Consider the following 22,545-nt stretch of genomic DNA (forward strand, 5'->3'; position numbering starts at 1 on the left):
CCCCCTCGGGACGCTGCAGCATCGCGATGATCCGCGCCTGCTTGGTGCCCGCGCGGATGGCGACGGGTTTCAGGGTGGCGGTGCCGTCGGGCGTCCGCTCCGCCTGCGGACTCGGCTTCGCCTTCCGCGCGCTAGCGACGGCGCTGGCCACCAGCGGCTCGATGCCGATGGCGTCCAGCCCTGCCTCGGTGGCAATCAGCGTCGTGCCGTGACCATCCCCAGTCTCGCGCCACAGAGGTTCACGGCGAGTCAGATTTGCTTCCACTTCCTCGAGCCAACCACGGACGATCATCTTTCTGACGACCATCTTCGCGGCGGCGCCGGCCAGCCCCTCGGGCAACGGCACGGCGAGGTTACCTGGCCGCGTGGCGGCGCGGGAAAGGATCAGGGATTGGGTGTCAGACGGGGTGATCATGGGGGTCCCTCCGGGGCCGAGTTGCATCGTTTCCTTGCGATCAGACTCGCTCTGTCGCGCCCTCCAATCAACTCAATACCAAGCGATATCATCGCCTTGATCGGAACATCCGCGCCATGAAGGGCATGAGCGAACGCGAGTACGCGGCCCATTCCGGCCTCTCCCGCGGCGGGGTGCAGAAGGCGCGCAAGAACGGCCGGCTGGTCGTTTACGACGACGGTTCGATCAATGCCTCGGCCTCGGATCTGCGACGGGCGGAGATGACCGACCCGGACCAGCAGCGCCGGTCTCTTGGCGGTGACACCCTCGCCAGCGGTCCGGGCGAGACCACGTCCTATATCAAGGCGCGCACCGCGCTGACGGTCTATGCGGCGCATGGGCCGGACTCTAATCGCAGATGGAGGAAAAATCCCGAGGCAGGTCAGCAAGATTCAGCGTGAGGATCTTGCCCGCGATCAGCAAGACAGCCGCGAGATTGAACGAAAGGAAAGGGTGTATTGAGAAGGTTTCCACGAAATCCAGCAGCCAAAGCGTAATCAACACAAGTTGATTACGCTTTGGCTCGTATCTTTCCGTGGGTCAAGGCCGTCCGGCAATCACATAGCCTGAAAAGGTTGTGGCAGGGTCACTCAAACAAAAAACTGGCCACCATTGGCAGTGATGGTCGAGCCAGTGATGAAGCCCGCCTCATCCGAGGCAAGGAAAGTGACACAGCGGGCAATCTCTTCAGGCTCCCCAAGACGACCCACCGGGATTTGCGGCAGAATGCGGTCTGTCAGCACCTTTTCGTCCATGGCGCGGACCATCTCGGTGCCAATATAGCCGGGGCAGATCGCATTGACCGTAATGCCCGCCCGAGCGCCTTCCTGCGCGAGAGCTTTGGTCAAGCCCAGATCACCGGCCTTGGCTGCGGAATAGTTGACCTGGCCGGCCTGACCTTTTTGACCATTGATGGAGGAAATGGTGATGATACGGCCGAATTTGCGTTCTCGCATACCCGGCCAGAGCGGATGGGTCATGTTGAATACGCCCGAAAGATTGGTGTCGATCACCTCGCGCCACTGTTCGGGCGTCATCTTATGGAACATAGCGTCACGGGTGATGCCTGCGTTATTCACCAATATCTCAACTGGGCCATATTGGGCTTCCACACGTTTTACGCCTTCGGCGCAGGCGTTGTAGTCTGCCACCGACCATTTGACTGCGGGGATGCCACTCGCGATGGTAAAGGCCTCGGCTGCCGCGTCGTTTCCAGCGTAATTGGCAATGACCCTGTAGCCAGCCGCTTTCAGCGCAATCGAGATCGCGGCTCCAATACCGCGCGTTCCACCCGTGACCAATGCAACTCTGCTCATCTTCTTCATCCTGTCTGCGACCCTCAGGCCGTGGTGTGAAATCCGTTATCGGCATAGATCACCGATCCGCTCATCGGACTCGCGGCCTCGGTGGCCAGAAACGCCGCCAGCGCGCCGATCTCTTCGATACTCACCAGTTTGCCGGAAGGCGTGCGTGCGCGAACCTCATCCATCAGCACATCGAACCGCTCGATCCCCGAGGCGGCGCGGGTCTTGACCGGACCGGTCGACAGCGAAAAGGCCCGGATCCCTTCGCCCGCGAGATCGGCCGCTGCATAGCGGACCGAAGCCTCCAGTGCGGCCTTCACCGGACCCATGAGGTTGTAATTCTCCACCACCCGATCTGCGCCGTAAAAGCTGACGGTGATCAACGAACCACCCGCCTGCATCAAAGGCCGTGCCAGCCGCGCCATACGCAGGAAGGAATGGCAGGAGACATCCATTGCGGTCGCGAAACCTTCGGCCGAGGCGTTGACAACGCTGGTATGCAGATCTTCACGTGGGGCAAAGGCGATGGCATGAAGCAGGAAATCAAGCCGCCCCCATTCAGTGGTGATGCGGTCAAACACGGCTTCCAGCTGACCCGGTTCGCGCACATCACAGGAAAGCAGCAGCGGCGCACCCACCTCCTGCGCCACGGGCGCGACCCAGGGCCGGGCCTTTTCATTGAGACAGGTCAGCGCCAGCTCCGCCCCTGCAGCACGAAAGGCTCTGGCGCAACCGGCGGCGATGCTGGCCTCATTCGCCACACCGACTACGAGACCGCGTTTGCCGTTCAGATCAATCATATCGCCGTTCCTTCGCTGATGGCCTCGCGTGCGATGATGATTTCCTCATCGGTCGGAATGATGAGGAGTTTCACCCGGCTGCTGGCGGTGCTTATGCAGCGCCGCCCCGCTTCATTGGCCTTCGGGTCAAGCTCTGTCCCAAGCCAGGCCAGCCGCGCGGCGACACGGGCGCGGATGCCGTGCTGGTGCTCGCCGATCCCTGCGGTGAAGATCAGCGCGTCGATCCCGCCCATGCTGGTCGCCAGCCGTGCGACCTCGCCCGCGATACGCAGGCAAAAGAGGTCGATCGCCTCCGCCGCCTCCGGGCGCGGGCTGGCCATCAGCTCGCGGCTGTCAGCCTCGAACCCCGACACGCCGAGAAGGCCGCTTTCACGGTAGAGCATGGTCTCGACCTGTTTCAGGCTTTGGCCCATTTCGCCCATCAGGTGCAGGATCACGCCCGGATCCAGCGCACCGGACCGCGTCGCCATAGGGATGCCATCCAGCGTTGAAAACCCCATTGAGCTGTCGATACTGATGCCGCCATGAATGGCGCAGAGGCTCGCGCCGCTGCCCAAATGCGCTGCGACCACCTTTGCATCGGGGACCAGATCGCCCAGTTGACCGGCGATGTAGCGGTAGGACAGCCCGTGAAAACCGTAGCGCTTGATCCCCTGATCATAAAGTGCGCGCGGGATAGCAAAACGGCGCATCAGGGGCGGGTTGCTCGCATGAAATGCGGTGTCGAAAGAGGCGGTCTGCGGCACGTCCGGGTAGAGCGCCCGCATTGCCCGGATCAGCGCAAGGCTTTGCGGTTGATGCAGTGGCGCGAGCCGCGCCAGAGTGTCGATCTGCGCAATCACCTGATCGGTGATCCGCGCCGGGCCTGTGAATACATCGCCGCCATGCACCACGCGGTGGCCGATCACCGCGAGTCGCGACAGATCAAACTGCCCGGCCAGCCAGGCAAAAGCCTGGTTCAGAACCGCCGTCAGATCGCCGGGATCAGCGGTGATCGTGCCAGACAGGGCCTCATCCTCCCGTTTCAGGCGGATCGCAAAAGGCTCATCACGGAAGTCGATCACGCCCGAGGCAAGCGGGCGGGGCCCGGCAATCTCCAGTGCATAAAAGCCGAGCTTGATGGTCGAAGAGCCGGCATTGAAGGTCAGGATCAGATCGCGCGTCACGCCTTCACCTCCGCCTTGCGGATCGCAACCAGCTTTGCCAGCGCGGCCGAGGCGATGCGGGCCGACAAGGGATCGGCGCGACTGGTCAGCACGATCGGCACCCGCGCGCCCAGCACCAGTCCCGCCGCCGTGGCACCTGCGAAATAGATCAGCTGCTTGGCGAGCATATTCCCGGCCTCAAGATCCGGCACCAGCAGGATATCGGCCTCTCCCGCCACTTGCGAGATGATGCCCTTGGTCGCTGCCGCCTCGGGGCTGATCGCATTGTCAAAGGCCAGCGGCCCATCGACCAGTGCGCCGGTGATCTGGCCACGCGCCGCCATCACCGTCAGCGCGGCGGCATCCAGCGTTGCGGGCATCATCGGGTTCACCGTCTCGACCGCCGCCAGCACCGCGACCTTCGGCTGCTTGCGCCCGAGTAGCCGCATCAGATCGACCGCATTCTGGCAGATGTCGCGCTTGTGCTCCAGGGTCGGCGCGATGTTGATCGCGGCATCGGTCACGATCACCGGCTTGCCATAGGCGGGCACATCCATCGCATAGACATGGCTGATGCGGCGCCCGGTGCGTAAACCCCCGGTTTTCGATACCACCGCTGCCAGGAGCTCATCCGAATGCAGGCTGCCTTTCACCAGCACCTGAACCTCACCGCAGGCCGCGAGTTCCACCGCCCGCGCCGCCGCCGCATGGCTGTGTTCGGTCTCCTCGATCTGGAAGCCATCGAGCGAGACTCCGGCCTCGGCCGCCGCTGCACGGATCTTTGCGGCGGGGCCAATCAGGATCGGATCAAGCAAACCCTCGTCGCGGACCTCAACCGCCCCCAGGATCGCGGATTTCGAACAGGGATGCACCACCGCCGCCCTGACCGGCGGCAGCGCGCGGGCCTCTTCGACAAAGCCCTGCCAGCGCCCTTTCGGCAAGATCACCGCCTCGGGGAGGTTTCCTGGTACCCAGGTCAGTTGCTCAAGCGGTGCCAGCACCAGCGCCTCGCCCGAAAGCACCACCTCGCCCAGTTGATTGCGGGCGGTGGTCGCAAGGCGGACACGGTTCTTGCCTTCGATCAACTCGATCACTTCAACCTCGGCAGTCACGGTGTCGCCGGGAGAGACCGGCTTTTGAAAGCGAACCTGCTGGTCTAGATAGATAGTTCCCGGCCCGGGCAGGCGGGTGCCCAGCACCGCCGAGATCAGTGCCGCTGTCCACATGCCATGGATCACCACATGGCCAAAAGGCCCATGCGCGGCGAAGTTGGCATCCAGATGGGCTGGGTTCGCATCGCCGGAAACGGCGGCGAACAGCTCGATATCCTCGGGGCCGACATGACGGCTGAGACTGGCGTGGTCGCCGATTTTCATCTGATGAAACAGGTGGTTGGTGAGGCTCTGGGCAGGGGCGTTCATCATATCACCTTTGAAAGACGTAAGTGCCGGGTGCATCTTCCAGCGCCTTTCCCATGGCGGGCGGCGCGGCGGGTGCAGAGGAATGCGCGGCCAGCCAGGCCTGCCACGGTGTCCACCAGGAGCCCTCCGTTGTGGAGTTGGCGTCAGCCCAGGTTTCCGGCGGCAAAAGTGCATCCCCATGGGTTCGGGTGGCCAGCCGGTAACGGCGGCGCGGATGGCCGGGTGGCGAGACGATGCCGGCATTATGTCCGCCCGATGTCAGCGCGAAGGTCACATCGCAATCAGTAAACTGGTGGATCTTATAGACCGATTTCCACGGTGCGACGTGATCGCGTTCGGTTCCGACCGCAAAAGCCGGTACGCGGATATTCTGCAGCAGCACCGTCTTGCCCCCCGCAGCGAAACGGCCTGAGGAAAGCTCGTTCTCGAGATAAAGCTTACGCAGATACTCGGCATGCATGCGGTAAGGCATGCGGGTGCTGTCGGCGTTCCAGGCCATGAGATCATTCATCGCCGTCCGCTCGCCCATCAGGTAATCATGCACCATCCGCGACCAGATGAGGTCATTCGACCGCAACAGTTGAAACGCCCCGGCCATCTGATCGGCGGAAAGATAACCCCGGTTCCACATCATGCTTTCAAGGAAATGTAGCTGGCTCGGATCGATGAACAGCGCAAGTTCCCCAGGCTCGGTGAAATCCACCTGAGCGGCGAGCAGCGTCAGCGAGGCGAGGCGGTCATCGCCCTCGCCGGCCATCGCGGCTGCCGCAATCGACAAGAGCGTGCCGCCCAGGCAGTAGCCGGTGGCATGGATCTTCTGGTCGGGCACCAGGCGGCTGATTTCATCCAGCGCTGCCATCGTCCCTTGTAGCCGGTAATCTTCCAACGTCAGATCACGGTCTTCCGCGCCGGGATTGCGCCAAGAGATCGCAAAAACCGTATGGCCCTGGGCCACCAGCCAGCGGATCAGGGAATTCTCGGGGCTCAGGTCGAGGATGTAATATTTCATGATCCAGGCCGGGATGATCAGTACCGGCTCAGGATGCACGGTTTCGGTCACGGGCGCGTATTGGATCAGCTCGATCAGATGATTGCGGAAGATCACCTTGCCCGGCGTCACCGCCACATCGCGGCCCGGCGTAAAAGCTTCGACCCCTTCGGGCGGTTCCTGACTGATCTGGCGGGTCGCGTCCTGCAGCCAGTTCTGCCAGCCCTTCACCAGGTTCATGCCGCCCGTGGACCAGGTCCGTGCCAATACTTCGGGATTGGTGAATGGGTTGTTCGAGGGGGAAAACACGTCGAGCATCTGCTTCGCGGCAAAGGACACCACATCCTCGTGGTGTTTCGTGACGCCGGGTACCTCATGGGTGACGTTATGCAGCCATTGCTGTTGCAGCAGAAATGCCTGCGACATCCAGCTGAATGGCGGTTTTGCCCAGGCTTCATCTGCGAAACGGCGGTCCCCGGGCAAAGGCGTGATGACCGGGACGGCCTCTGGGTCCATCGCGGAAGACATGAGATGCGCCAACAGACGCTGCCATTTGCGCCCCGCCTTGACGCCGAGTTCCATCCGTTTGCCAGGTGCCTGGGCCAGATGAAAGATCCAGTCCGACCAGGCCAGCATCAACGAGCCCGGCGAGATGCCGCCGCTCAGTTGGGCTGAAAGCGCCTCGCGGATGCGATCAACCGCGTGAAAGGCCTCAATCCCAAGGTTTTCACCGGCCTGGGCCGGGGAAGCACCCGGTAGGTCTGATTTCGGCGGAAGTGCCATGCCGCGTCTCCACTTTGTTGTGTGAGGCTAACACATGATGATCAACGTGCGTTGATCGAGATCAATAAATGTGAGGTTTGTTTTTCGCGCGTTCATTGTGTGCAAGTCCTTATCCAGGAGGCAAAGAAAAATGAGCTGTCAAGCCACTGAAATAACCGCCGCAGGTCCGACAAGGGATCCGCTGAACCTGCTCCGGCAGATGCCTGACGCTGTGAGAAAAAACGCGCACCTCACCCCCCCGGATATGATAGGAGAGTTTTAGCCTCTTCCCCGAGACCGTCGATGAACAGACAAGGCTTTTTTCACTTTCTCGCCATCGCCAATTCCCGGCTCGCGGCGTCGGCCATTATGAACGATTACTTGCGAAACAGCACGGAGTGAGGCTATGTGGCCATGGCCTGACTTCTGATGCTCAAGTCTGTCTGACATGTCATTCCGTCAATGCACCGCCAATCCCAGTAAATACACCGCCAACCTGGTTGAAAACGAAGGCCCCTGCCTGACGCATCCCGCCGAATAGGGTATTGTTGTCCATCGCCCCGGCCTCACCGGAGAGAAGGCCGACATAGCGGCTATGGGCAGAATCGTTGGTTGTGATATCGGTGATATCCACAATTCGGATCCCGGTCTCTACCGCGAGACGCTGGATAGCCGGATCATGCACGTCGGCAAGTCCTAGCCGCATCCGTCGAGCTGCCAGCCGCGACGAGAGTTTCAGTGCCGGGTCATCTGATGAGACGAGTACCGTGATCGGATGCTTCATCCGGCCCAAGGTCGCCATCTGGGCACGGAAGAGGTCGATATCGATGTCTGGTGCGGCCAGAACCAGCTCGATCCGGTCAAGAACGGCGCCTCGCCCGGCGAGGCGCAGCTGCACCAGCGTCTCCATCGTCAGCCGCGCACCCATGCTATGGGCGAGCACTGGTACAGGTTCGCTACTACGACGGTTCTTCGTCAGGAGCCCGAGCAGATCGGCGAGGGCTGCACGAGAGAAGTCTGAAGCATCGCGGTCGGCAAGATAGGCTCCCGCATTACCTGCCGAGGGCCAGGTGAAGAGCACCGGCGCACCCTCCAGATGGGCATCAACCGAAAGCTGCACGGCCCGATAGAGCGCCTCCTGATAGCGCGTGTTGAATCCGTGGATATAGAGCCCCACGCCCGAGCGCGGCAGTCGCCCGGCAAAACCCTCGCGGCTGAGCTCGGTCTGCTTGCGCACGGTGAAATTCTTCGTGGCATCGCTGGCCCCATCGGGCCATTCGATCCGCCCCGGCTTATGGCCTGGCGGCACCGAGACCTCATATTCCAGCCAGTTCGGGCTGGTGGCGCGGGTTGCACCATAGGCACCGGGCGATTGCGCATCGGGTGCACGAGTTGTCACTGTCAGCACCTGCACGATGCGGGCACCTGCAGGCAGGGCCCCGTCATCGGGAGCCAGAACCTCGGGCCCCGGGCGTGTGTTGCAGGCAGCCAACACGAGAGTCAGAGTAAGCAGCAGGCGACTGAGCATCTTGTATTACCGCAGGAATTTGCGGAATCGTATCAGCGCCAACCAGAACAGCGCCACTCCGATTGCCGCCAGCACCGTGAATTGCGGCCAGACCACATCCAGTCCTGCGCCCCGGAAGAGGATGGCTTGCGAGAGGATGATGAAATGCGTGTTCGGCGCGGCGAGCATGATGGTCTGGATGATCTCGGGCATGGACTCGCGCGGTGTCATCGCACCCGACAGCACTTGCAGCGGCAAGAGTGCCATCATGAGGAGAAGCGCGAATTGCGGCATCGAGCCTGCAACGGTGGCAAGGAAAATGCCAAGCCCGGTCATCGCGAAAACCATCAGGACTGCACCCGCCAGAAACAGCGCAACCGAGCCCTGCACCGGTACCGCCATCAAGCCCTGCACCACCAAGATGAGCGAGAAGCTCGATCCCAGCAGGACTACCAGACCCATGGACCAGATCTTGGAAAACATGATCTCGGTTGCAGTGACGGGCATGACCAGCAGATGCTCGACTGTGCCATGTTCCTTCTCGCGGATCAGGGCCGCGCCGGTCAGGATCAAAGACAGCATGGTGATTGATTGGATCACGCTGGAAATCGCGCCGAACCATTTCGGATCAAGCGATGGATTATAGCGGGCGCGCAAAGCCAGATCGACGGGCAGCACGGTCTCGGCCCGGTGGCCCGCAACATATTCCGACACCTCTGCCGAGACGATCTGCTGGATGTAGCCGCCGCCCGTGAAAGCCTGACTCATCCTGGTCGCATCGATATTCAGCTGGATCGCCGGGCTTTTGCCCGCCAACACATCACGCGCAAAGTCTGGCGGTATGTTCAGCGCAAAGGTGTCCAGCCCCTGATCCATCCGGTGATCCATCTCGGCCGTGGTGATCATCTGCGGTTCGACAAAATAGGGTGGGTAGAAGGCCGAGGAAATCCGGGTCGACAGATGCGACTGATCTTCGTCGACGATGGAGATCGCGGCATTGGTCAGCGCCTCCGGCTCGGCATTCGAGGAGGTCCAGACCGAAAGCGAGAAGGAATAGACGATCAGCACCAGCATCACCGGATCGCGCCAGAGACCGCGCAATTCCTTGACGCCCAGATTGAAGGTGTTGCGCAGGTTCATCGCATACTCACTTCGCCTGTTTTTGCAGGAAGACCGCCGCCAGCCCCATCACGACGGGAATGGCGATGCCCATAGCCATCATCGGCCCTGCCAGCTCTGCCAGCCCGAAGGACTTCGAGAAGGATCCACGCGCGGCGGTGATGAACCAGGTCGAAGGGTAGATCTCGCCTAGCACCCGGCCAAAGCCTGAGAGCGAGGAGACCGGGTCGATCAGGCCGGAATAGCTGACCGCCGGGATCAGCGTCAGCAGCGCGGTTGCGAAGAGCGCCGCAACCTGGCTTGCGATAAAGACCGAGACGAGGAAGCCCAGTGCCGTAGTCGCTGTGACATAGATCAGCGCCGAAAGGGTGAAGCCGAGGAAACTCCCGTTGAAGGGCACCGCAAAGAAGGTGACCGCCATCGCCATCATCAGGAAGAAGTTCAGCATTGCCAGCGCGATATAGGGGAGTTGCTTGCCAATCAGGAATTCAAGCCGCGTCACAGGTGTGACGTAGAAATTGATGATTGAGCCGAGTTCACGTTCGCGCGCGACCGAAAGCGTCGTCAGTATCGCTGGGATGAGCAACAGCAAAAGCGGTATGATTGCCGGCACCATTGCGTTCAGGCTGCGCACATCGGGGTTGTAGCGGTAGCGGGTGACCAGCTCAAAGCTGCCGGCGGTTGCGGCATCGCCGTAGATCTGTCGGGCCTGGCGCATGATCCAGTCGGTATGCATGCCCTGCACATAGCCTTGCACGGTATTTGCATGTGTGGGGTTGGCACCGTCGAACCAGGCACCGACCTGGACGTTACGGCCTGCCGCAACGTCAGCGCCAAAACCGGGCGGTATTTCGATCGCCAGCGCGAGTTCTCCCGAGCGCATCCGCGTGTCGATCTCATCATAACTCGTCAGCGTCTGCTGTTCGATGAAATAGCGCGAGCCTGCGATATCGGCGATATAGCTGCGGCTGGTGGTAGACTGGTCGCGGTCCAGTACGGCGAAGGTGAGATCCTCGACATCCAGATTGATGCCCAACCCGATCACGATCATCAGAATGAGGCTGCCGACCAGCGCCATGGTCAGCCGGATCGGGTCGCGTTGCAATTGCAGGCTTTCCAACCGCGAATAGCTCAGGAGGCGGCGCAGGCTGAAGGCAGGTTGTGGCGCGGCTTGCGTAGGTGTGGCCTCAGCCACCGGGGCCTCTGATGCGGGCGCAGGGGTGGTATCACCAATCGCCTCTTGAAGATAAGCGATGAAAGCGTCTTCTAGTGTGGCGCAGCCTTTGGTCTTTGTGATGCCTTCGGCTGTATCCGAGACCAGCACCTTGCCCGCATGCATCAGGCTGATGCGGTCACACCATTCGGCCTCGTTCATGAAATGGGTCGAGACGAAGATCGTCACGCCATCCTTGCGCGACAGTTCCGCCAGAATACGCCAGAAGCCGTTCCTCGCCACCGGGTCGACGCCCGAGGTCGGCTCGTCAAGGATAAGGATCTCGGGCGCGTGGATCATCGCCACCGCCAGCGACAGACGCTGGCGAATGCCCAAGGGCAGCGCCTCGGGCAGGCTGTCGATAACATCGCCCAGATCAAAGCGGGCGATCATCTCGGACACGCGTCCGGGGATCTTCTCCGCAGGCATATTGAAAAGCCGCGCATGCAGCTCAAGGTTCTGCCGCACCGTCAGCTCGGAATAGAGCGAGAAGGCCTGGGACATGAAACCGACCCGACGACGCACGGCAAGGTCACTCGCATCGACCTCATGGCCGAAAAGCTTCGCACGGCCCTCGGTCGGCTCCAAAAGCCCCGTGAGCATTTTCATCGTCGTTGTCTTGCCGCAGCCGTTCGAGCCGAGGAAGCCGAAAATCTCGCCCTTCGGTATGCGGAAGGACACGCTATCGACCGCAACGAAATCACCAAAGCGCTGTGTCAGCCCCTCGGCCTCGATGGCGATCTCGCTGTTACCGCCCGCGCGCGGCGGGATCACCACGGCGCTGTCCTCGCCCCGGTCCTCTTCGGGCAACAACGCGATGAAGGCGGCGTCGAGGTTCTCCGCGCCGGTGCGCGACAAAAGATCCGCCGTGGTGCCGGTCGCCAGCACTCGGCCCGCATTCATCGCGACCAGCCAGTCGAACCGCGCGGCTTCTTCCATATAGGCGGTGGCGGTAATCACGCTCATCTGCGGCCGCGTCACACGGATGCGGTCGATCAGATCCCAGAATTGCCGCCGCGACAGCGGATCAACGCCGGTGGTCGGCTCGTCAAGGATCAGGAAATCCGGATCATGGATCAGCGCACAGCACAGCCCCAGCTTTTGCTTCATGCCGCCCGACAGCTTTGCCGCCGGCCGGGCGCGAAAGGGCGTCATCCCGGTCGCGGCCAGAAGATCGGCGATGCGGCGGTCGCGCTCGGCCTTGTTGTGGCCGAAAAGCGAGCCGAAGAAATCAAGGTTCTCCTCGACCGAAAGCGTCGGATAAAGGTTCTTCCCCAGCCCCTGCGGCATATAGGCGATGCGCGGGCAGACGCGATTGCGATGCGCCACATCGCGCATATCGCCGCCCAGAACCTCGACCTTGCCGTCCTGGATCACCCGCGCACCGGCCAGCAGGGACAAAAGGCTCGACTTCCCGACCCCGTCCGGACCGATCAGCCCGACCATGCGGCCCGAAGGGATTTCCAGCGTCACATCATCCAGCGCCGTGACCTTGCCGTAGCGCAGTGTCAGGCCGGAAACTCCGGCGACAGGACCAGAAGCGGGACCGGTCATTTCACGACATTTGCAAGAAAGTCGGGCCAGGCGGTATTGGGGTCAAGCCGCAGATAAGCCATGCCCGGCAGGCCGGTTTTGACATATTCGATATGGCGGGCCAGCAGCTCCGGATCGATGCGGGCACGAACGCGGAACATCAGCTTCTCGCGCTCATCGGCGGTCTCGACCGTCTTCGGTGTGAACTGCGCCACATCGGCAACGTAGGAGACCGTGGCCGGGATCACCAGCTCCTGCGCTGCATCCATCACGAGGCGTACCTCGGATCCCACCTGCACCCTGCCAACCTGCGAGGTCGGCAGGAAGACCGTCATATAGACATCGCCCAGATCGACAAGGCTGAGGATACGTCCGCCCGAGCCGACGATCTCACCCTCTTGCGCGATACGATACTGGATGCGGCCAGAGCGCGGCGCTTTCAGCGTGGCATCGTCCAGCGTGGCCTGGATCGCATCGATCGAAGCCTTTGCCGCATCTACGGCGGCACCTGCATCAACGACCTGAGCCTCGGCGCTGCTCACCCCGGCCAGCGCCGCTGCATGGCTTGCTTCTGCCGAAGCCACCCCTGCACGGGCCTGGGCGTCACGGGCACGATCATCATCGAGCACCTGCTGCGAAATCGCGTTGGATCTGACCAGCTGCTCAGAGCGCGCCAGCCGCAGTGCGGCGGCTTCGGCAACCGACGCCGCCTGATCAACCGCTGCCAGCGCCGCGCGTTCCTGCGCCTCTGCCTGAGCCACCAGCGCCTTTGCGGTCTCGACACCGATCTCGGCCCGGGCAAGCTGCGCCTCGGACTGGCGTTTCTGCGCGTTCAGCTGAACGACGTCCATCTGAACCAGAACATCGCCGGCCTTGACCAGATCACCCTCAGCTGCATTGATTGCAGCGATCCGCCCGCCGGTCAGTGCCGCGATATCGACCTCCGTTGCCTCGATCCGACCATTGGCACTGGTAAAACCTGTCGGCAGACCCGCAGGCTGCAGCCGGTTCCAGGTCAACCACCCAAGTGCAGCTACAACGGCGAGGCCGCCCAGAATGATGGTGTTCCTGCTCGGTTTTGCCATGACCCGCCTCTGATGATGTGCTGATAGATACGTTGCGTATATTCTTCTGCGGTTTTCACTTTACAGATTGCAGTTGTCAACACTCGCTGACGCTGGAGAAATCCTATATTTTAAATACACATAAGTAAGCTGCCGATTGTTATCAGTCGATAAAACAGCTAAGCATAGCACCCTGATCTGAGCTAGATACGAAATATGTCATCGATCAGGGAACGACCACCAGTTGCATTTGTCAGGCACAGCGAACGAAACGAACAACGTATGCCCAGAACAGCGACATTAGCCAGCGGCACCGGCCGCAATTCGGGCCGCCAAAGTGGCAAAGAACGCATTTCGAATGCAGCGATGCTGCTTTTTGCCCGGATGCCTTATTGCGACACCAGTCTACGCGACATTGCGGCCGCCGCAGAGGTCGATGTGGCCTATGTCCATCGATCCTTCGGCTCCAAGGCAGAGATCTTTCGCCACGCGTTGGCGGCGCTTGATCCCTTGGATGACATCATGGTGGCGACAGATGGCCGCTCCATGATCTCCCGGCTCTGTGATCTGGCTTTCCTTCGTGATCCGCGGATACAGGAAGATGTACGCCCGCTACATCTGCTGATTCAATCCAGTCTCTGCAGCGAAGCGCGTGACATCATTGCGCAATTCATTGACACATCGCTTGCTCTCCCTCTGAGCAAGGCTTTCGGCTTTGAAAATCCGGGGCGAGCACATTTTGCTCTTAGCCTTTTGAGCGGATTTGTGACCCATCGTGCGGTGATGGGACCAGCAAACTTTCCGGGTATTCCCGAAGCAGATCAACGACGAATGCTCGAGACTGCACTGACCAATGCAATGTGTGACACAGACGGGAGAAGCGGTCCTGTCGACAAGTCAGCCGATATTGTATGATTTTGGAATCATAATTTTTAGGGGGCACTTTAACCGATACCTGGGAACTATTCTGTAGAACGGGTAGGGTGCGAGGTTCAATGCAGCTACTTGCCCTTCTGGCCGCCAGGGTCTGCAATTGCGCGTTCCATCTCATGCAATTTGCAAAGCATCTGAAACCGTCCGGTAAGCTGTATATGGGTGAGATTACCGTCCTGGTGCTGAACCCAGGATGCACGGATTGAGAAAGATTGGATGCATCAGCGCGCGGGTCCGCGATGACTGGCCTGATGGGCAGTGCAGACCCGCCGTGTCGGGGTTTGTCGACCCATCAGGTCAGAATCGCGACTCTGGAGGCAGCAGATCACGCGGATCTGGGCTGACCTGCGGGTTCATACGGTCCACTTCCATGCGTTGTCGCGCTCGGCGCGGATTCTGTCGATATGCGTCGCGGGCAGGACAGTGCGGAAGGGAGTGTTGAATGTTGCTGAGAACTGACCCGGGTTTGTCACCGAGAACTGACCCACCTTTCAGTTATGTTCTGTGGGTCATGTTTGGGTCAATGCACTTGCGGCTCCCTTCTTTGGTTTGACGGCTGCGGTGCTGGCCCTGAACCTGAAGCTGTCGTTTCCGGTCTCCAGAATATGGCAGCGATGAGTGAGGCGATCGAGCAGCGCGGTGGTCATTTTCGCATCACCGAAGACTGCGGCCCATTCGGCGAAGCTGAGGTTGGTGGTGATGACGACGCCAGCTTATCACGATGACCCGGCTCATGCCCGTTGAAGCCTTTGACGGCCGCGGCCTTCTCCCTCGTCGCTTCTGCATAGTCGTCGATGACGTTCTCAGGAAAGACACTCCGGGCGCGATCTTTCGGCGGCTTCGTGCGGAAGGCGCCCGGTTCGACGATGGTCGTGGTGATGCCGAACGGCGCCACCTCGTCCGCCAGCGACTCCGCCCACCCCTCCAGCGCGTTGTTGATTTCCACCCAGAACTGAGCCGGCATTTCCATCGAGAAGTGAGCCACCTCTGACTATGGATTTCCGGTCATTCAGTGGTCAAGGCGTGATTGTTCTCCTTCTTTTGGCGCGTTGCGGCGGCTGAACTGGCTTTGAAGCGGAAGCTGTCGTTTCCGGTCTCCAGGATGTGGCAGCGGTGGGTGAGGCGGTCGAGGAGCGCGGTGGTCATCTTGGCATCGCCGAAGACCGTGGCCCATTCGCTGAAGCTGAGGTTCGTGGTGATGACGACGCTGGTGCGTTCGTAAAGCTTGCTCAGCAGATGGAAGAGCAGCGCCCCGCCCGAGGCGCTGAACGGTAGATAGCCCAGTTCATCCAGGATCACGAGATCAAGGCGGGTCAGGCTTTCGGCAAGTTGCCCGGCTTTTCCCTTGGCTTTTTCCTGTTCGAGGGCATTGACCAGTTCGATGGTGGAGAAGAAGCGGACCTTGCGGCGGTGATGCTCGATGGCCTGGATGCCAAGGGCGGTCGCCACATGGGTCTTGCCGGTGCCCGGTCCGCCGATCAGGACCACGTTCTGTGCTCCGTCCATGAACTCGCAACGATGCAGTTGTCGCACCGTGGCTTCGTTGATCTCGCTGGTCGAGAAGTCGAAGCCCGAGAGGTCCTTGTAGGCCGGGAAGCGCGCCGCTTTCATATGGTAGGCGATGGAGCGGACCTCGCGCTCGGCCATCTCGGCTTTCAGCAGTTGGGACAGGATCGGCACGGCCGCTTCGAAAGCCGGCGCAGCCTGTTCGATCAGGTCCGTCACGGCTTGTGCCATGCCATGCATCTTCAGGCTGCGGAGCATGATGACGATGGCGCCACTGGCAGGATCATGACGCATGACGGCCTCCTGCAACGGGGGTGCGCAGGCCGTCATAGCGCTCGACATTGGCCTTGGGCTCGCGATGGAGAACCAGAGCCTGCGGGGTATCGAGCGGCGGCCCGCCAATGAGCTTGCCGTCGACCAGCCGGTGCAACAGGTTCAGCACATGGGTCTTGGTTGCCACGCCCTCGGCCAGGGCCAACTCCACCGCGGTCAGCACGGCCTGTTCGTCGTGCTGAAGAACCAGGGCGAGAATGTCGACCATCTCGCGGTCTCCGCCGGGTTTGCGGAGCATCTGCTCCTGCAGTTGCCGGAAGGCAGGCGGGAACTCGGCAAAGGGCGCGCCATTGCGCAAGGCACCGGGCTTGCGCTGAAGAACAGCAAGATAATGCCGCCAGTCGTAGATCGTCCGCGGCGGCACCTGGTGATTGCGCTGGAACACGCGACCATGCTCGCACAGGATGTTGCCCTCGGCCGCGACAACCAGCCGGTCCGGGTAGATCCGCAGGCTGACGGGGCGATTGGCAAAGGACGACGGCACGCTGTAGCGATTGCGCTCGAAGCTGATCAGGCAGGTGGGCGAGACGCGCTTGCTCAGCTCGATGAAGCCGTCAAAGGCGGGCGGCAACGGCATCAGTGCGGCCCGCTCCGCAGCCCAGACGTCATGGATCGTGCCGGGCAGCGTGCCGTGCGGGGTCTCCTGCCACACCTCCAGGCAACGCTGCTGCAGCCAGGCATTCATCATGTCAAGATCGGGAAAGCCCGGCATCTTCTGCAGGATCTGGCGGCGGGAGTCCTGAACGTTCTTCTCGACCTGTCCCTTCTCCCAGCCTGCGGCAGGATTGCAGAACTCCGGTTCGAAGACATAGTGGTTCGTCATGGCCAGAAAGCGGAGGTTGACCTGCCGCTCCTTGCCTCGGCCGACCCGGTCCACCGCCGTGCGCATGTTATCGTATATGCCGCGCTCGGGCACGCCGCCGAACACACGGAAGCCATGCCAGTGGGCATCGAACAGCATCTCGTGGGTCTGGAGCGGGTAGGCGCGCAACAGGAAGGCCCGGCTGTGGGACAGCTTGATGTGGGCCATCTGAAGCTTGGTGCGATCGTCGGCCAGATGCCCGTAGTCTTCGCTCCAGTCGAACTGGAACGCTTCGCCCGGTCGAAAGGACAGCGGAACAAAGGTGCCGCGTCCCGTGGTCTGCTGTTCGCGCTGGCGATCTGTCCGCCATTGCCGCGCAAACGCTGCAACCCGGCCGTAGGAGCCGGTGAAGCCAAGCTTGACGAGATCGGCATGCATCTGCTTCAGCGTCCGCCGCTGCTTGCGCGACTTGCCGGCTTCTGTCTTCAGCCAGCCGGCCAGCTTCTCGGCGAAAGGATCAAGCTTGCTCGGCCGGTCCGGCGTGGCGAACTTCGGCTCGATCGTGCCCCCCGCCAGGTGCTTGGTAATCGTGTTGCGCGACAGGCCGGTGCGCCGCGCGATCTCGCGGACCGACAGCTTCTGCCGAAAGTGCATGCGTCGGATGATGTTCAAAAGTCCCATGTGGATCACTCCCGTTACCCCCGCCGCTCACCGCTTTGGGGAAAGGTTCACATGGCTCACTTCTCAGTGGAAATTACGCGCCGATCCGGCTCAGTTCTGGGTGGAAATCAACATCCTGGGGTTCGGATACTACCCGCGGTCGGGCTTCATGCACATCGATCTTGGCCCTGCCCGGTCCTGGGGCGATCCCTTCCCGGCGCGAGCGGTGCCGTTTGCCCCGGAACTGCCACCCGCGCGCGAAGTCCTGTCGGACAGCCGCACCCTGCGCGGTGGCGGTGCTGCAGGCGCCGCAACTGTCGGCGCGGCCGGGGTCGAAGTGCTGCAGGACGTTCTTGCCGAAACGCAGACCACGATCCAGCCGCTGGTCCCCTACCTCGACACCCTACGCTGGGTACTGATCGCCATCGCGCTGATTGGCATCGCTGTCACGATCCACGCCCGGCTCGACGACTGGAAACGGGGCCAGCGGTGACCCTTTGGCTCCTCGCCCATGGCCCGGCGCGGAAGGCGCTGGGCCTGATCCTCACCGCGGCAGCGATCCTGCTGTTCCTCCTGAACCTGCGCCGCGCCGGTGAACGCGCCGAGCGCGCGGCCGAACGACTTGAAGCCCGAGAGAGAAACGATGCCATCCACCGCCAGATGCTCGACGCCGCCGCCCGCCGCCCTGCTAATCGTGATGCTCTGGCTGACCGGCTGCGCGATGGCAGGTTCTGATGCCCGTGCGCCATGTCCGCCTGTCGTCGACTACACGGCCGCGGATCAAGCACAGGCGGCCGACGAGGTCGAAGCACTGCCGGAAGGGGCCGTCATCGTCAGGATGCTGGGCGACTACGCCGTGTTGCGCGATCAGGCGCTGGCGTGCAGGTAGGGGCGGATAGCAGACAGTCGATGTTACTTCGTTCTTGCCGGATGCCAGGCCGTCACATCCCTGCAAGTGGCTCGCCGCGCGGGCTTGCGGCATCGAACATTTGGACCGACAGCGCCAATTCCGGTGCAATCCTCCGCAAGCCATCCACCAGCATCCGGCCCGCATCCAGCAAAGCCTCCACTGGCATCGGGTCGAGCCGTTCCAGAACGAACCACATGTCCTGGCTCGCTTCGGTGATCTGTGTGCGCGGACCCTGTCGCCAATTCCAACGACGGCAGGTGACGCCGAGGTCGTCGCGCCAGATGACCTCGGCCGCCTCGGGTGCTTCGATCACGGGCTGGCCTTCGGCCGTCGTATGGAAGGGTTCGTTTCCCCTGGCGAGACATAGGCGCGGTAGGCCCGCGTAGGTGGTGGCGTCCTCTCCGCCAACGGGAATAGCGAAGCGTAGGCTGACGGCGTTGTAGAGATCGACGACCGCGTTGAGCGGGCGCATCGCGCCATCCTTCACGGCGCGCTTGCGAAGGGCTTCGGCCGAGCACGGCGTTTTCTTCGGTTTCGCCCCGAAGGCGCGGTAGGCATCGCGCCATGCGTCCAGATGCGCCTCGGCCCAAGGAAAAGCGTCGAGGGACAGCAGCGCCTCGGCCAGCAGGGCCTCGCTGGTGGCATCGCTCGGGCCGTTGCGTCCTCCGCTCACATGGATGCTGAGGGCCATGAAATCCGGACGCAGGGCGAAGATCTCGGCGTCGATGATGGGGTGGAGTGTCATGTGGTCCTCGGTCCGTTGGGCGGGGGACTTCGTCGCATGCGACGCGCTACGTGTCAACAAAGTGAACCGAGATGGTCGTTGACTGTGGACTTTGAAGGGAAGTATCACATCATAATGACCGAAATAGCACGCCCACCCAGCCCCCCCCGCGCAGACGAACAGGAAGCGGTCCTCGCCGCCACGGTCGCCGCGCGTATCTTCGAACTTCGCAAAGCGAAAAGCCTGTCCTTCGACGCTCTCTCCCAGAAGGCCGGCGTCGCCAAAGGCACGCTGGTCCAGATCGAACAGCAGCGCGGCAATCCGAGCATCTCGACGCTTTGCCGCCTTGCCGCGGCGCTGGATGTTTCGGTGGCTGACCTCGTGGCACCGACCGAGGCGACCGCTCAGGCCGTGACAGTCCTTGGCCGTGACGATGCTCGGCAACTCTGGACGGGCCCATCCGGCGGCACCGCAACACTGCTTGCGGGGACGCAAGGTCCCGACATGCTCGAGATCTGGGACTGGGTCTTGATGCCCGGCGAGAGCTTCGAGGCGGCCGTGCATGGGGCCGGAACGCGGGAGCTGATCCATGTGACCGACGGCACGCTGGCACTGACCGTGGATGGGGCGACCCATCTGGTCTCGGCGGGAGGATCGGCCATCGCGCTGACCGACAGGCCACACGCCTACGCCAACCCCGGCAAGGAGCCGTTGCGCTTCACAATGACCGTCCACGAACCCGCTGCGGAGTAGCCCTCGATGTATCAACCCGAACAGCACCGCGAGGACCGTCTCGACGTCCAGCACGACCTGATCGAAACCCACCCCTTCGGCCTGTTGATCTCGCACGACCGCGAAGGCCTTCAGGCGAATGGCTTGCCGTTCCTGCTGCAACGCTCCATCGGACCGTTCGGCCGGTTGCAGGCCCATATTGCCCGCGCCAACTCGCAGTGGCGCGAGCTCGACGGGGCGGAGGTGCTGGTCGTCTTCCAAGGCCCGCTGAATTACGTGACGCCCGCCTTCTACGAGACAAAACGCGAGACTGGGAAGGTCGTGCCGACCTGGAACTATGCGATGGTTCAGGCGCGCGGCACGGCGCGGGTGCGGGCGGATACCGAGTGGCTCGACACGCAGATTTCCGCGCTGACCGACCGGCACGAGGCCGACAGGCCCGAGCCCTGGCACGTCTCCGACGCGCCGCGCACCTATATCGAGGCGCAGCTGCGGGGCATCGTCGGGATCGAGATCGACATCCAGCGCCTCGAAGGCAAGTGGAAGGTCAGCCAGAACCGGCCCGAAGGTGATCGCAAGGGGGTGGCCGCAGGACTGGCCGAGGCGCATCCGGAAATGGCAGCGCTCGTCCGGCGCTACGGCAGGATCGGAGAAGGGGCATGAAGATCGAAACCATGGCTGTCCACGCTGGCGAAGCGGTGGACCCGACGACCCGCGCTTCCTCCCCGAACCTCGTCATGTCCGCGACCTTCCTGCCCCGCGAACTGACCGGCTTCTCGGCCTTGGACGAGGACGAGAGCGCAGGATACATCTATGCCCGCTCGGGCAATCCGACGGTGCGGCAGCTCGAAGAGAAACTCGCAGCACTGGAAGGGGCCGAGGATGCACGCTGCTTCGCCTCGGGTATCGCTGCGACCCATGCGGTGATCATGGGGCGTCTCAGCGCGGGCGATCATGCGATCTTCCCGGAAAACGCCTATTCCGGCACGGCAGAGTTCATCCGCAACAGCCTGCCGCGCTTCGGCATCAATACGAGCTTCGTGGACACGACCGATGCGGACGCGGTCGCCGCCGCGATCACCCCCGCGACCCGCATGCTCTGGCTCGAGACGCCCTGCAATCCGACGCTCCAACTCGCCGATATCGCGCTTCTTGCCGATCTTGCCCATGCGCGTGGCCTGCGCGATGTGGTTGTCGATGGCACCTTCGCCTCGCCCATCGGCACACGGCCGTTGGCGCTCGGCGCGGATTTCGTGGTGCACTCGCTGACCAAATACATCTCGGGCCATGGTGATGCGATGGGCGGCGCTGTGCTGGGTCGCAAGGCCGATCTCGATGCGCTGAACCTCGAAGCTGCGGTGCATTTCGGCGGCGTCCTGTCGCCCTTCAACGCCTGGCTCATCATGCGCGGAGCCGAGACATTGCCGATCCGGATGCGTGCCCATCAATACAACGCAATGGTGGTCGCAAAATGGCTCGAGTTGCACCCTGCCGTGTCCCGCGTGTTCTACCCCGGCCTGCCCTCGCACCCCCAGCACGACCTTGCCCGCAGGCAGATGGCGAACTTCTCCGGCATGATTGCCTTCCAGACGCATCAAGACGGGTCCGAGATCGCCCGCCGGATGGTGAGCGACCTGCAACACGTGCATTTCGCCGTCTCGCTCGGCCATCTCCGCAGCCTGATCTACTGGATCGGCACTGACGACATCCTGCAATCGACCTATCAGCACCCTCCCGAGGCCGAGGCGCGGTTCCGTGCGCTTACGGGGCGGGGCATCTTCCGCCTGTCGGTCGGGCTGGAACACCCCGACGACATCTGCGCCGATCTGGCCCGCTGCCTGTGACCGGAGCGCTGAAGATGACCGAAACTCTCCCCCTGACCGACCGCAGCCGCCTCCGCCGTATGCATGACCTCGGCAGGTTCGACGTCGCCACCATCCACGCCATCCTCGATGCCCAACCGCTCTGCACCGTGGCCTACGTCCGCGACGGCAAGCCCTACCTCACCCCGACGCTGCAATGGCGCGAGGGGGATCGGGTCTACTGGCACGGCTCTTCCGCCAGCCACGCCCTGCGCGCAGGGAAGGGGCAGGATGTCTGTATGAACGTGACGATCCTCGACGGCTTCGTCCTCGCCCGTTCCGGCTTCAACCATTCGGTCAATACGCGCTCCGTCACGCTGTTCGGCATTGCCGAGGTGGTGCCAGAGGAGGAAAAGGCCGCGCACCTCACCGCGATGATCGAGGGCCTCTGGCCGGGCCGCAGCGCGCTCTTGCGTCCGATGTTGCCGCAGGAGGTGAAGGCTACAACGATCCTCTCGCTGCCCATCACCGAAGGCAGCGCCAAGATCCGATCTGGCCCGCCCACGGACGAACCCGACGACTACGATCTGCCGATCTGGGCCGGTGTCTTGCCCGCATCTGTCACGCTGGGTGCTCCCATCGCCGACCCACGCAACAAGGATGGTGCCGATACGCCGGACCATGCAAAGGGAGTTGCTCGCATAGCCGGGCAAGCCTGAGCGCGACCGGCGGTTTTATTTACCTGAACGTCCGCTTTGGGCCGAGAGAAGTCGTTGCAGCGCGACGGGCCAATGGCCGCGCCTGGCGTCAGGTCCCCGACTTATCAAGCTCAT

20 protein-coding genes and 3 pseudogenes are annotated in these 22,545 nt (G+C 62.3%); 8 read left to right on the plus strand and 15 right to left on the minus strand.

Translation table 11 applies throughout. The features are described from left to right. Positions 1–415: hypothetical protein (locus WMK75_RS13940; RefSeq protein ID WP_347268262.1), on the minus strand; the 415-nt coding region annotated here is incomplete at its 3' end. A gap of 116 nt (positions 416–531) precedes the next feature. On the opposite strand from WMK75_RS13940, the pseudogene WMK75_RS13945 reads away from it, so the two are divergent. After that, positions 532–789, plus strand: a pseudogene (locus tag WMK75_RS13945) (hypothetical protein); the annotation flags it as partial. Positions 790–1,044: 255 nt separating this feature from the next. Here the strand turns inward: WMK75_RS13945 and phbB are convergent. The 9 genes from phbB to WMK75_RS13990 form a co-directional block, all read right to left on the minus strand. Further along, positions 1,045–1,770 (minus strand): acetoacetyl-CoA reductase, encoded by a 726-nt coding sequence (gene phbB / locus WMK75_RS13950; RefSeq protein ID WP_036700970.1) that lies wholly within the window; start codon positions 1,768–1,770, stop codon positions 1,045–1,047. Between the two features lie 23 nt (positions 1,771–1,793). Next, the gene (fabI, locus tag WMK75_RS13955) at positions 1,794–2,558 is read right to left on the minus strand and encodes an enoyl-ACP reductase FabI (RefSeq protein ID WP_036700972.1); all 765 of its coding nucleotides are present in this window, start codon (positions 2,556–2,558) and stop codon (positions 1,794–1,796) included. Beyond that, positions 2,555–3,724 carry an acetate/propionate family kinase gene (locus tag WMK75_RS13960; RefSeq protein WP_036700973.1) on the minus strand — a complete coding sequence of 390 codons (1,170 nt, stop codon included), beginning with the start codon at positions 3,722–3,724 and terminating at the stop codon, positions 2,555–2,557. Before WMK75_RS13960 ends, fabI begins: the two co-directional genes overlap by 4 nt. Continuing rightward, positions 3,721–5,124 (minus strand): bifunctional enoyl-CoA hydratase/phosphate acetyltransferase, encoded by a 1,404-nt coding sequence (locus WMK75_RS13965; RefSeq protein WP_036700992.1) that lies wholly within the window; start codon positions 5,122–5,124, stop codon positions 3,721–3,723. The genes WMK75_RS13960 and WMK75_RS13965 overlap by 4 nt, the downstream gene beginning before the upstream one ends. A gap of 4 nt (positions 5,125–5,128) precedes the next feature. After that, positions 5,129–6,895 (minus strand): alpha/beta fold hydrolase, encoded by a 1,767-nt coding sequence (locus WMK75_RS13970; protein WP_052171691.1) that lies wholly within the window; start codon positions 6,893–6,895, stop codon positions 5,129–5,131. 430 nt (positions 6,896–7,325) lie between these two features. After that, positions 7,326–8,288: an alpha/beta hydrolase gene (locus tag WMK75_RS13975; RefSeq protein ID WP_198037833.1), complete on the minus strand. Its 963-nt coding sequence runs from the start codon at positions 8,286–8,288 to the stop codon at positions 7,326–7,328. 120 nt (positions 8,289–8,408) lie between these two features. Continuing rightward, entirely contained in the window at positions 8,409–9,521 is a 1,113-nt protein-coding gene (locus WMK75_RS13980; protein ID WP_036700974.1) for an ABC transporter permease, read from the minus strand. A 7-nt stretch (positions 9,522–9,528) separates the two neighbouring features. Continuing rightward, positions 9,529–12,267: a ribosome-associated ATPase/putative transporter RbbA gene (rbbA, locus tag WMK75_RS13985; RefSeq protein ID WP_036700977.1), complete on the minus strand. Its 2,739-nt coding sequence runs from the start codon at positions 12,265–12,267 to the stop codon at positions 9,529–9,531. Continuing rightward, complete coding sequence (locus WMK75_RS13990; protein WP_036700979.1) at positions 12,264–13,331, minus strand: HlyD family efflux transporter periplasmic adaptor subunit; 1,068 nt, start codon at positions 13,329–13,331, stop codon at positions 12,264–12,266. Before WMK75_RS13990 ends, rbbA begins: the two co-directional genes overlap by 4 nt. A gap of 261 nt (positions 13,332–13,592) precedes the next feature. Here WMK75_RS13990 and WMK75_RS13995 point away from each other — a divergent pair, with 261 nt between their 5' ends. Continuing rightward, positions 13,593–14,225, plus strand: a complete 633-nt coding sequence (locus WMK75_RS13995) for a TetR/AcrR family transcriptional regulator (RefSeq protein WP_170294000.1) — start codon at positions 13,593–13,595, stop codon at positions 14,223–14,225. Between the two features lie 527 nt (positions 14,226–14,752). Here WMK75_RS13995 and WMK75_RS14000 read toward each other — a convergent pair. From WMK75_RS14000 to istA, 4 genes and pseudogenes are all read right to left on the minus strand, one after another. Further along, positions 14,753–14,950, minus strand: a pseudogene (locus tag WMK75_RS14000) (ATP-binding protein); the annotation flags it as partial. Further along, positions 14,887–15,213: a hypothetical protein gene (locus tag WMK75_RS14005; RefSeq protein ID WP_071166597.1), complete on the minus strand. Its 327-nt coding sequence runs from the start codon at positions 15,211–15,213 to the stop codon at positions 14,887–14,889. The pseudogene WMK75_RS14000 and the gene WMK75_RS14005, both read right to left, overlap by 64 nt. A gap of 35 nt (positions 15,214–15,248) precedes the next feature. Further along, positions 15,249–16,043, minus strand: a complete 795-nt coding sequence (gene istB / locus WMK75_RS14010) for an IS21-like element helper ATPase IstB (protein WP_071166598.1) — start codon at positions 16,041–16,043, stop codon at positions 15,249–15,251. After that, entirely contained in the window at positions 16,033–17,565 is a 1,533-nt protein-coding gene (gene istA / locus WMK75_RS14015; protein WP_071166599.1) for an IS21 family transposase, read from the minus strand. The genes istB and istA overlap by 11 nt, the downstream gene beginning before the upstream one ends. Before the next feature lie 115 nt (positions 17,566–17,680). On the opposite strand from istA, the pseudogene WMK75_RS14020 reads away from it, so the two are divergent. Both WMK75_RS14020 and WMK75_RS14025 read left to right on the plus strand, forming a co-directional pair. After that, positions 17,681–18,037, plus strand: a pseudogene (locus WMK75_RS14020) (peptidase M15); the annotation flags it as partial. Beyond that, positions 18,034–18,279 carry a hypothetical protein gene (locus WMK75_RS14025; protein ID WP_071166600.1) on the plus strand — a complete coding sequence of 82 codons (246 nt, stop codon included), beginning with the start codon at positions 18,034–18,036 and terminating at the stop codon, positions 18,277–18,279. The pseudogene WMK75_RS14020 and the gene WMK75_RS14025, both read left to right, overlap by 4 nt. A gap of 206 nt (positions 18,280–18,485) precedes the next feature. On the opposite strand, the gene WMK75_RS14030 is transcribed toward WMK75_RS14025, so the two are convergent. After that, positions 18,486–19,199 carry a phenylalanine--tRNA ligase beta subunit-related protein gene (locus WMK75_RS14030; RefSeq protein WP_071167252.1) on the minus strand — a complete coding sequence of 238 codons (714 nt, stop codon included), beginning with the start codon at positions 19,197–19,199 and terminating at the stop codon, positions 18,486–18,488. 114 nt (positions 19,200–19,313) lie between these two features. Here WMK75_RS14030 and WMK75_RS14035 point away from each other — a divergent pair, with 114 nt between their 5' ends. From WMK75_RS14035 to WMK75_RS14050, 4 genes are read left to right on the plus strand one after another with little or no spacing between them, the layout of a single operon-like run. Further along, the gene (locus WMK75_RS14035; RefSeq protein ID WP_071166602.1) at positions 19,314–19,931 is read left to right on the plus strand and encodes an XRE family transcriptional regulator; all 618 of its coding nucleotides are present in this window, start codon (positions 19,314–19,316) and stop codon (positions 19,929–19,931) included. Positions 19,932–19,937: 6 nt separating this feature from the next. Continuing rightward, positions 19,938–20,573, plus strand: a complete 636-nt coding sequence (locus tag WMK75_RS14040) for an FMN-binding negative transcriptional regulator (protein WP_071166603.1) — start codon at positions 19,938–19,940, stop codon at positions 20,571–20,573. Continuing rightward, positions 20,570–21,754: a PLP-dependent aspartate aminotransferase family protein gene (locus WMK75_RS14045; RefSeq protein ID WP_155065521.1), complete on the plus strand. Its 1,185-nt coding sequence runs from the start codon at positions 20,570–20,572 to the stop codon at positions 21,752–21,754. Before WMK75_RS14040 ends, WMK75_RS14045 begins: the two co-directional genes overlap by 4 nt. Before the next feature lie 14 nt (positions 21,755–21,768). Continuing rightward, positions 21,769–22,431, plus strand: coding sequence for a pyridoxamine 5'-phosphate oxidase family protein (locus tag WMK75_RS14050; RefSeq protein WP_155065522.1), 663 nt, complete (start codon positions 21,769–21,771; stop codon positions 22,429–22,431). Positions 22,432–22,545 lie beyond the last annotated feature (114 nt).

The sequence above is a fragment of the Paracoccus sp. (in: a-proteobacteria) genome, assembly GCF_039808215.1.
Classification (GTDB): Bacteria; Pseudomonadota; Alphaproteobacteria; order Rhodobacterales; family Rhodobacteraceae; genus Paracoccus.

Coding starts and splice junctions, on each gene's coding strand:
- WMK75_RS13990 (WP_036700979.1), bottom strand. CDS start 13,331: ATGGCAAAACCGAGCAGGAACACCATCATTCTGGGCGGCCTCGCCGTT.
- phbB (WP_036700970.1), bottom strand. CDS start 1,770: ATGAGCAGAGTTGCATTGGTCACGGGTGGAACGCGCGGTATTGGAGCC.
- WMK75_RS14045 (WP_155065521.1), top strand. CDS start 20,570: ATGAAGATCGAAACCATGGCTGTCCACGCTGGCGAAGCGGTGGACCCG.
- WMK75_RS13980 (WP_036700974.1), bottom strand. CDS start 9,521: ATGAACCTGCGCAACACCTTCAATCTGGGCGTCAAGGAATTGCGCGGT.
- WMK75_RS14040 (WP_071166603.1), top strand. CDS start 19,938: ATGTATCAACCCGAACAGCACCGCGAGGACCGTCTCGACGTCCAGCAC.
- istB (WP_071166598.1), bottom strand. CDS start 16,043: ATGCGTCATGATCCTGCCAGTGGCGCCATCGTCATCATGCTCCGCAGC.
- WMK75_RS14030 (WP_071167252.1), bottom strand. CDS start 19,199: ATGACACTCCACCCCATCATCGACGCCGAGATCTTCGCCCTGCGTCCG.
- istA (WP_071166599.1), bottom strand. CDS start 17,565: ATGGGACTTTTGAACATCATCCGACGCATGCACTTTCGGCAGAAGCTG.
- WMK75_RS14005 (WP_071166597.1), bottom strand. CDS start 15,213: ATGGAAATGCCGGCTCAGTTCTGGGTGGAAATCAACAACGCGCTGGAG.
- WMK75_RS14050 (WP_155065522.1), top strand. CDS start 21,769: ATGACCGAAACTCTCCCCCTGACCGACCGCAGCCGCCTCCGCCGTATG.
- WMK75_RS13965 (WP_036700992.1), bottom strand. CDS start 5,124: ATGAACGCCCCTGCCCAGAGCCTCACCAACCACCTGTTTCATCAGATG.
- WMK75_RS13970 (WP_052171691.1), bottom strand. CDS start 6,895: ATGGCACTTCCGCCGAAATCAGACCTACCGGGTGCTTCCCCGGCCCAG.
- fabI (WP_036700972.1), bottom strand. CDS start 2,558: ATGATTGATCTGAACGGCAAACGCGGTCTCGTAGTCGGTGTGGCGAAT.
- WMK75_RS14035 (WP_071166602.1), top strand. CDS start 19,314: ATGACCGAAATAGCACGCCCACCCAGCCCCCCCCGCGCAGACGAACAG.
- WMK75_RS13995 (WP_170294000.1), top strand. CDS start 13,593: ATGCCCAGAACAGCGACATTAGCCAGCGGCACCGGCCGCAATTCGGGC.
- rbbA (WP_036700977.1), bottom strand. CDS start 12,267: ATGACCGGTCCCGCTTCTGGTCCTGTCGCCGGAGTTTCCGGCCTGACA.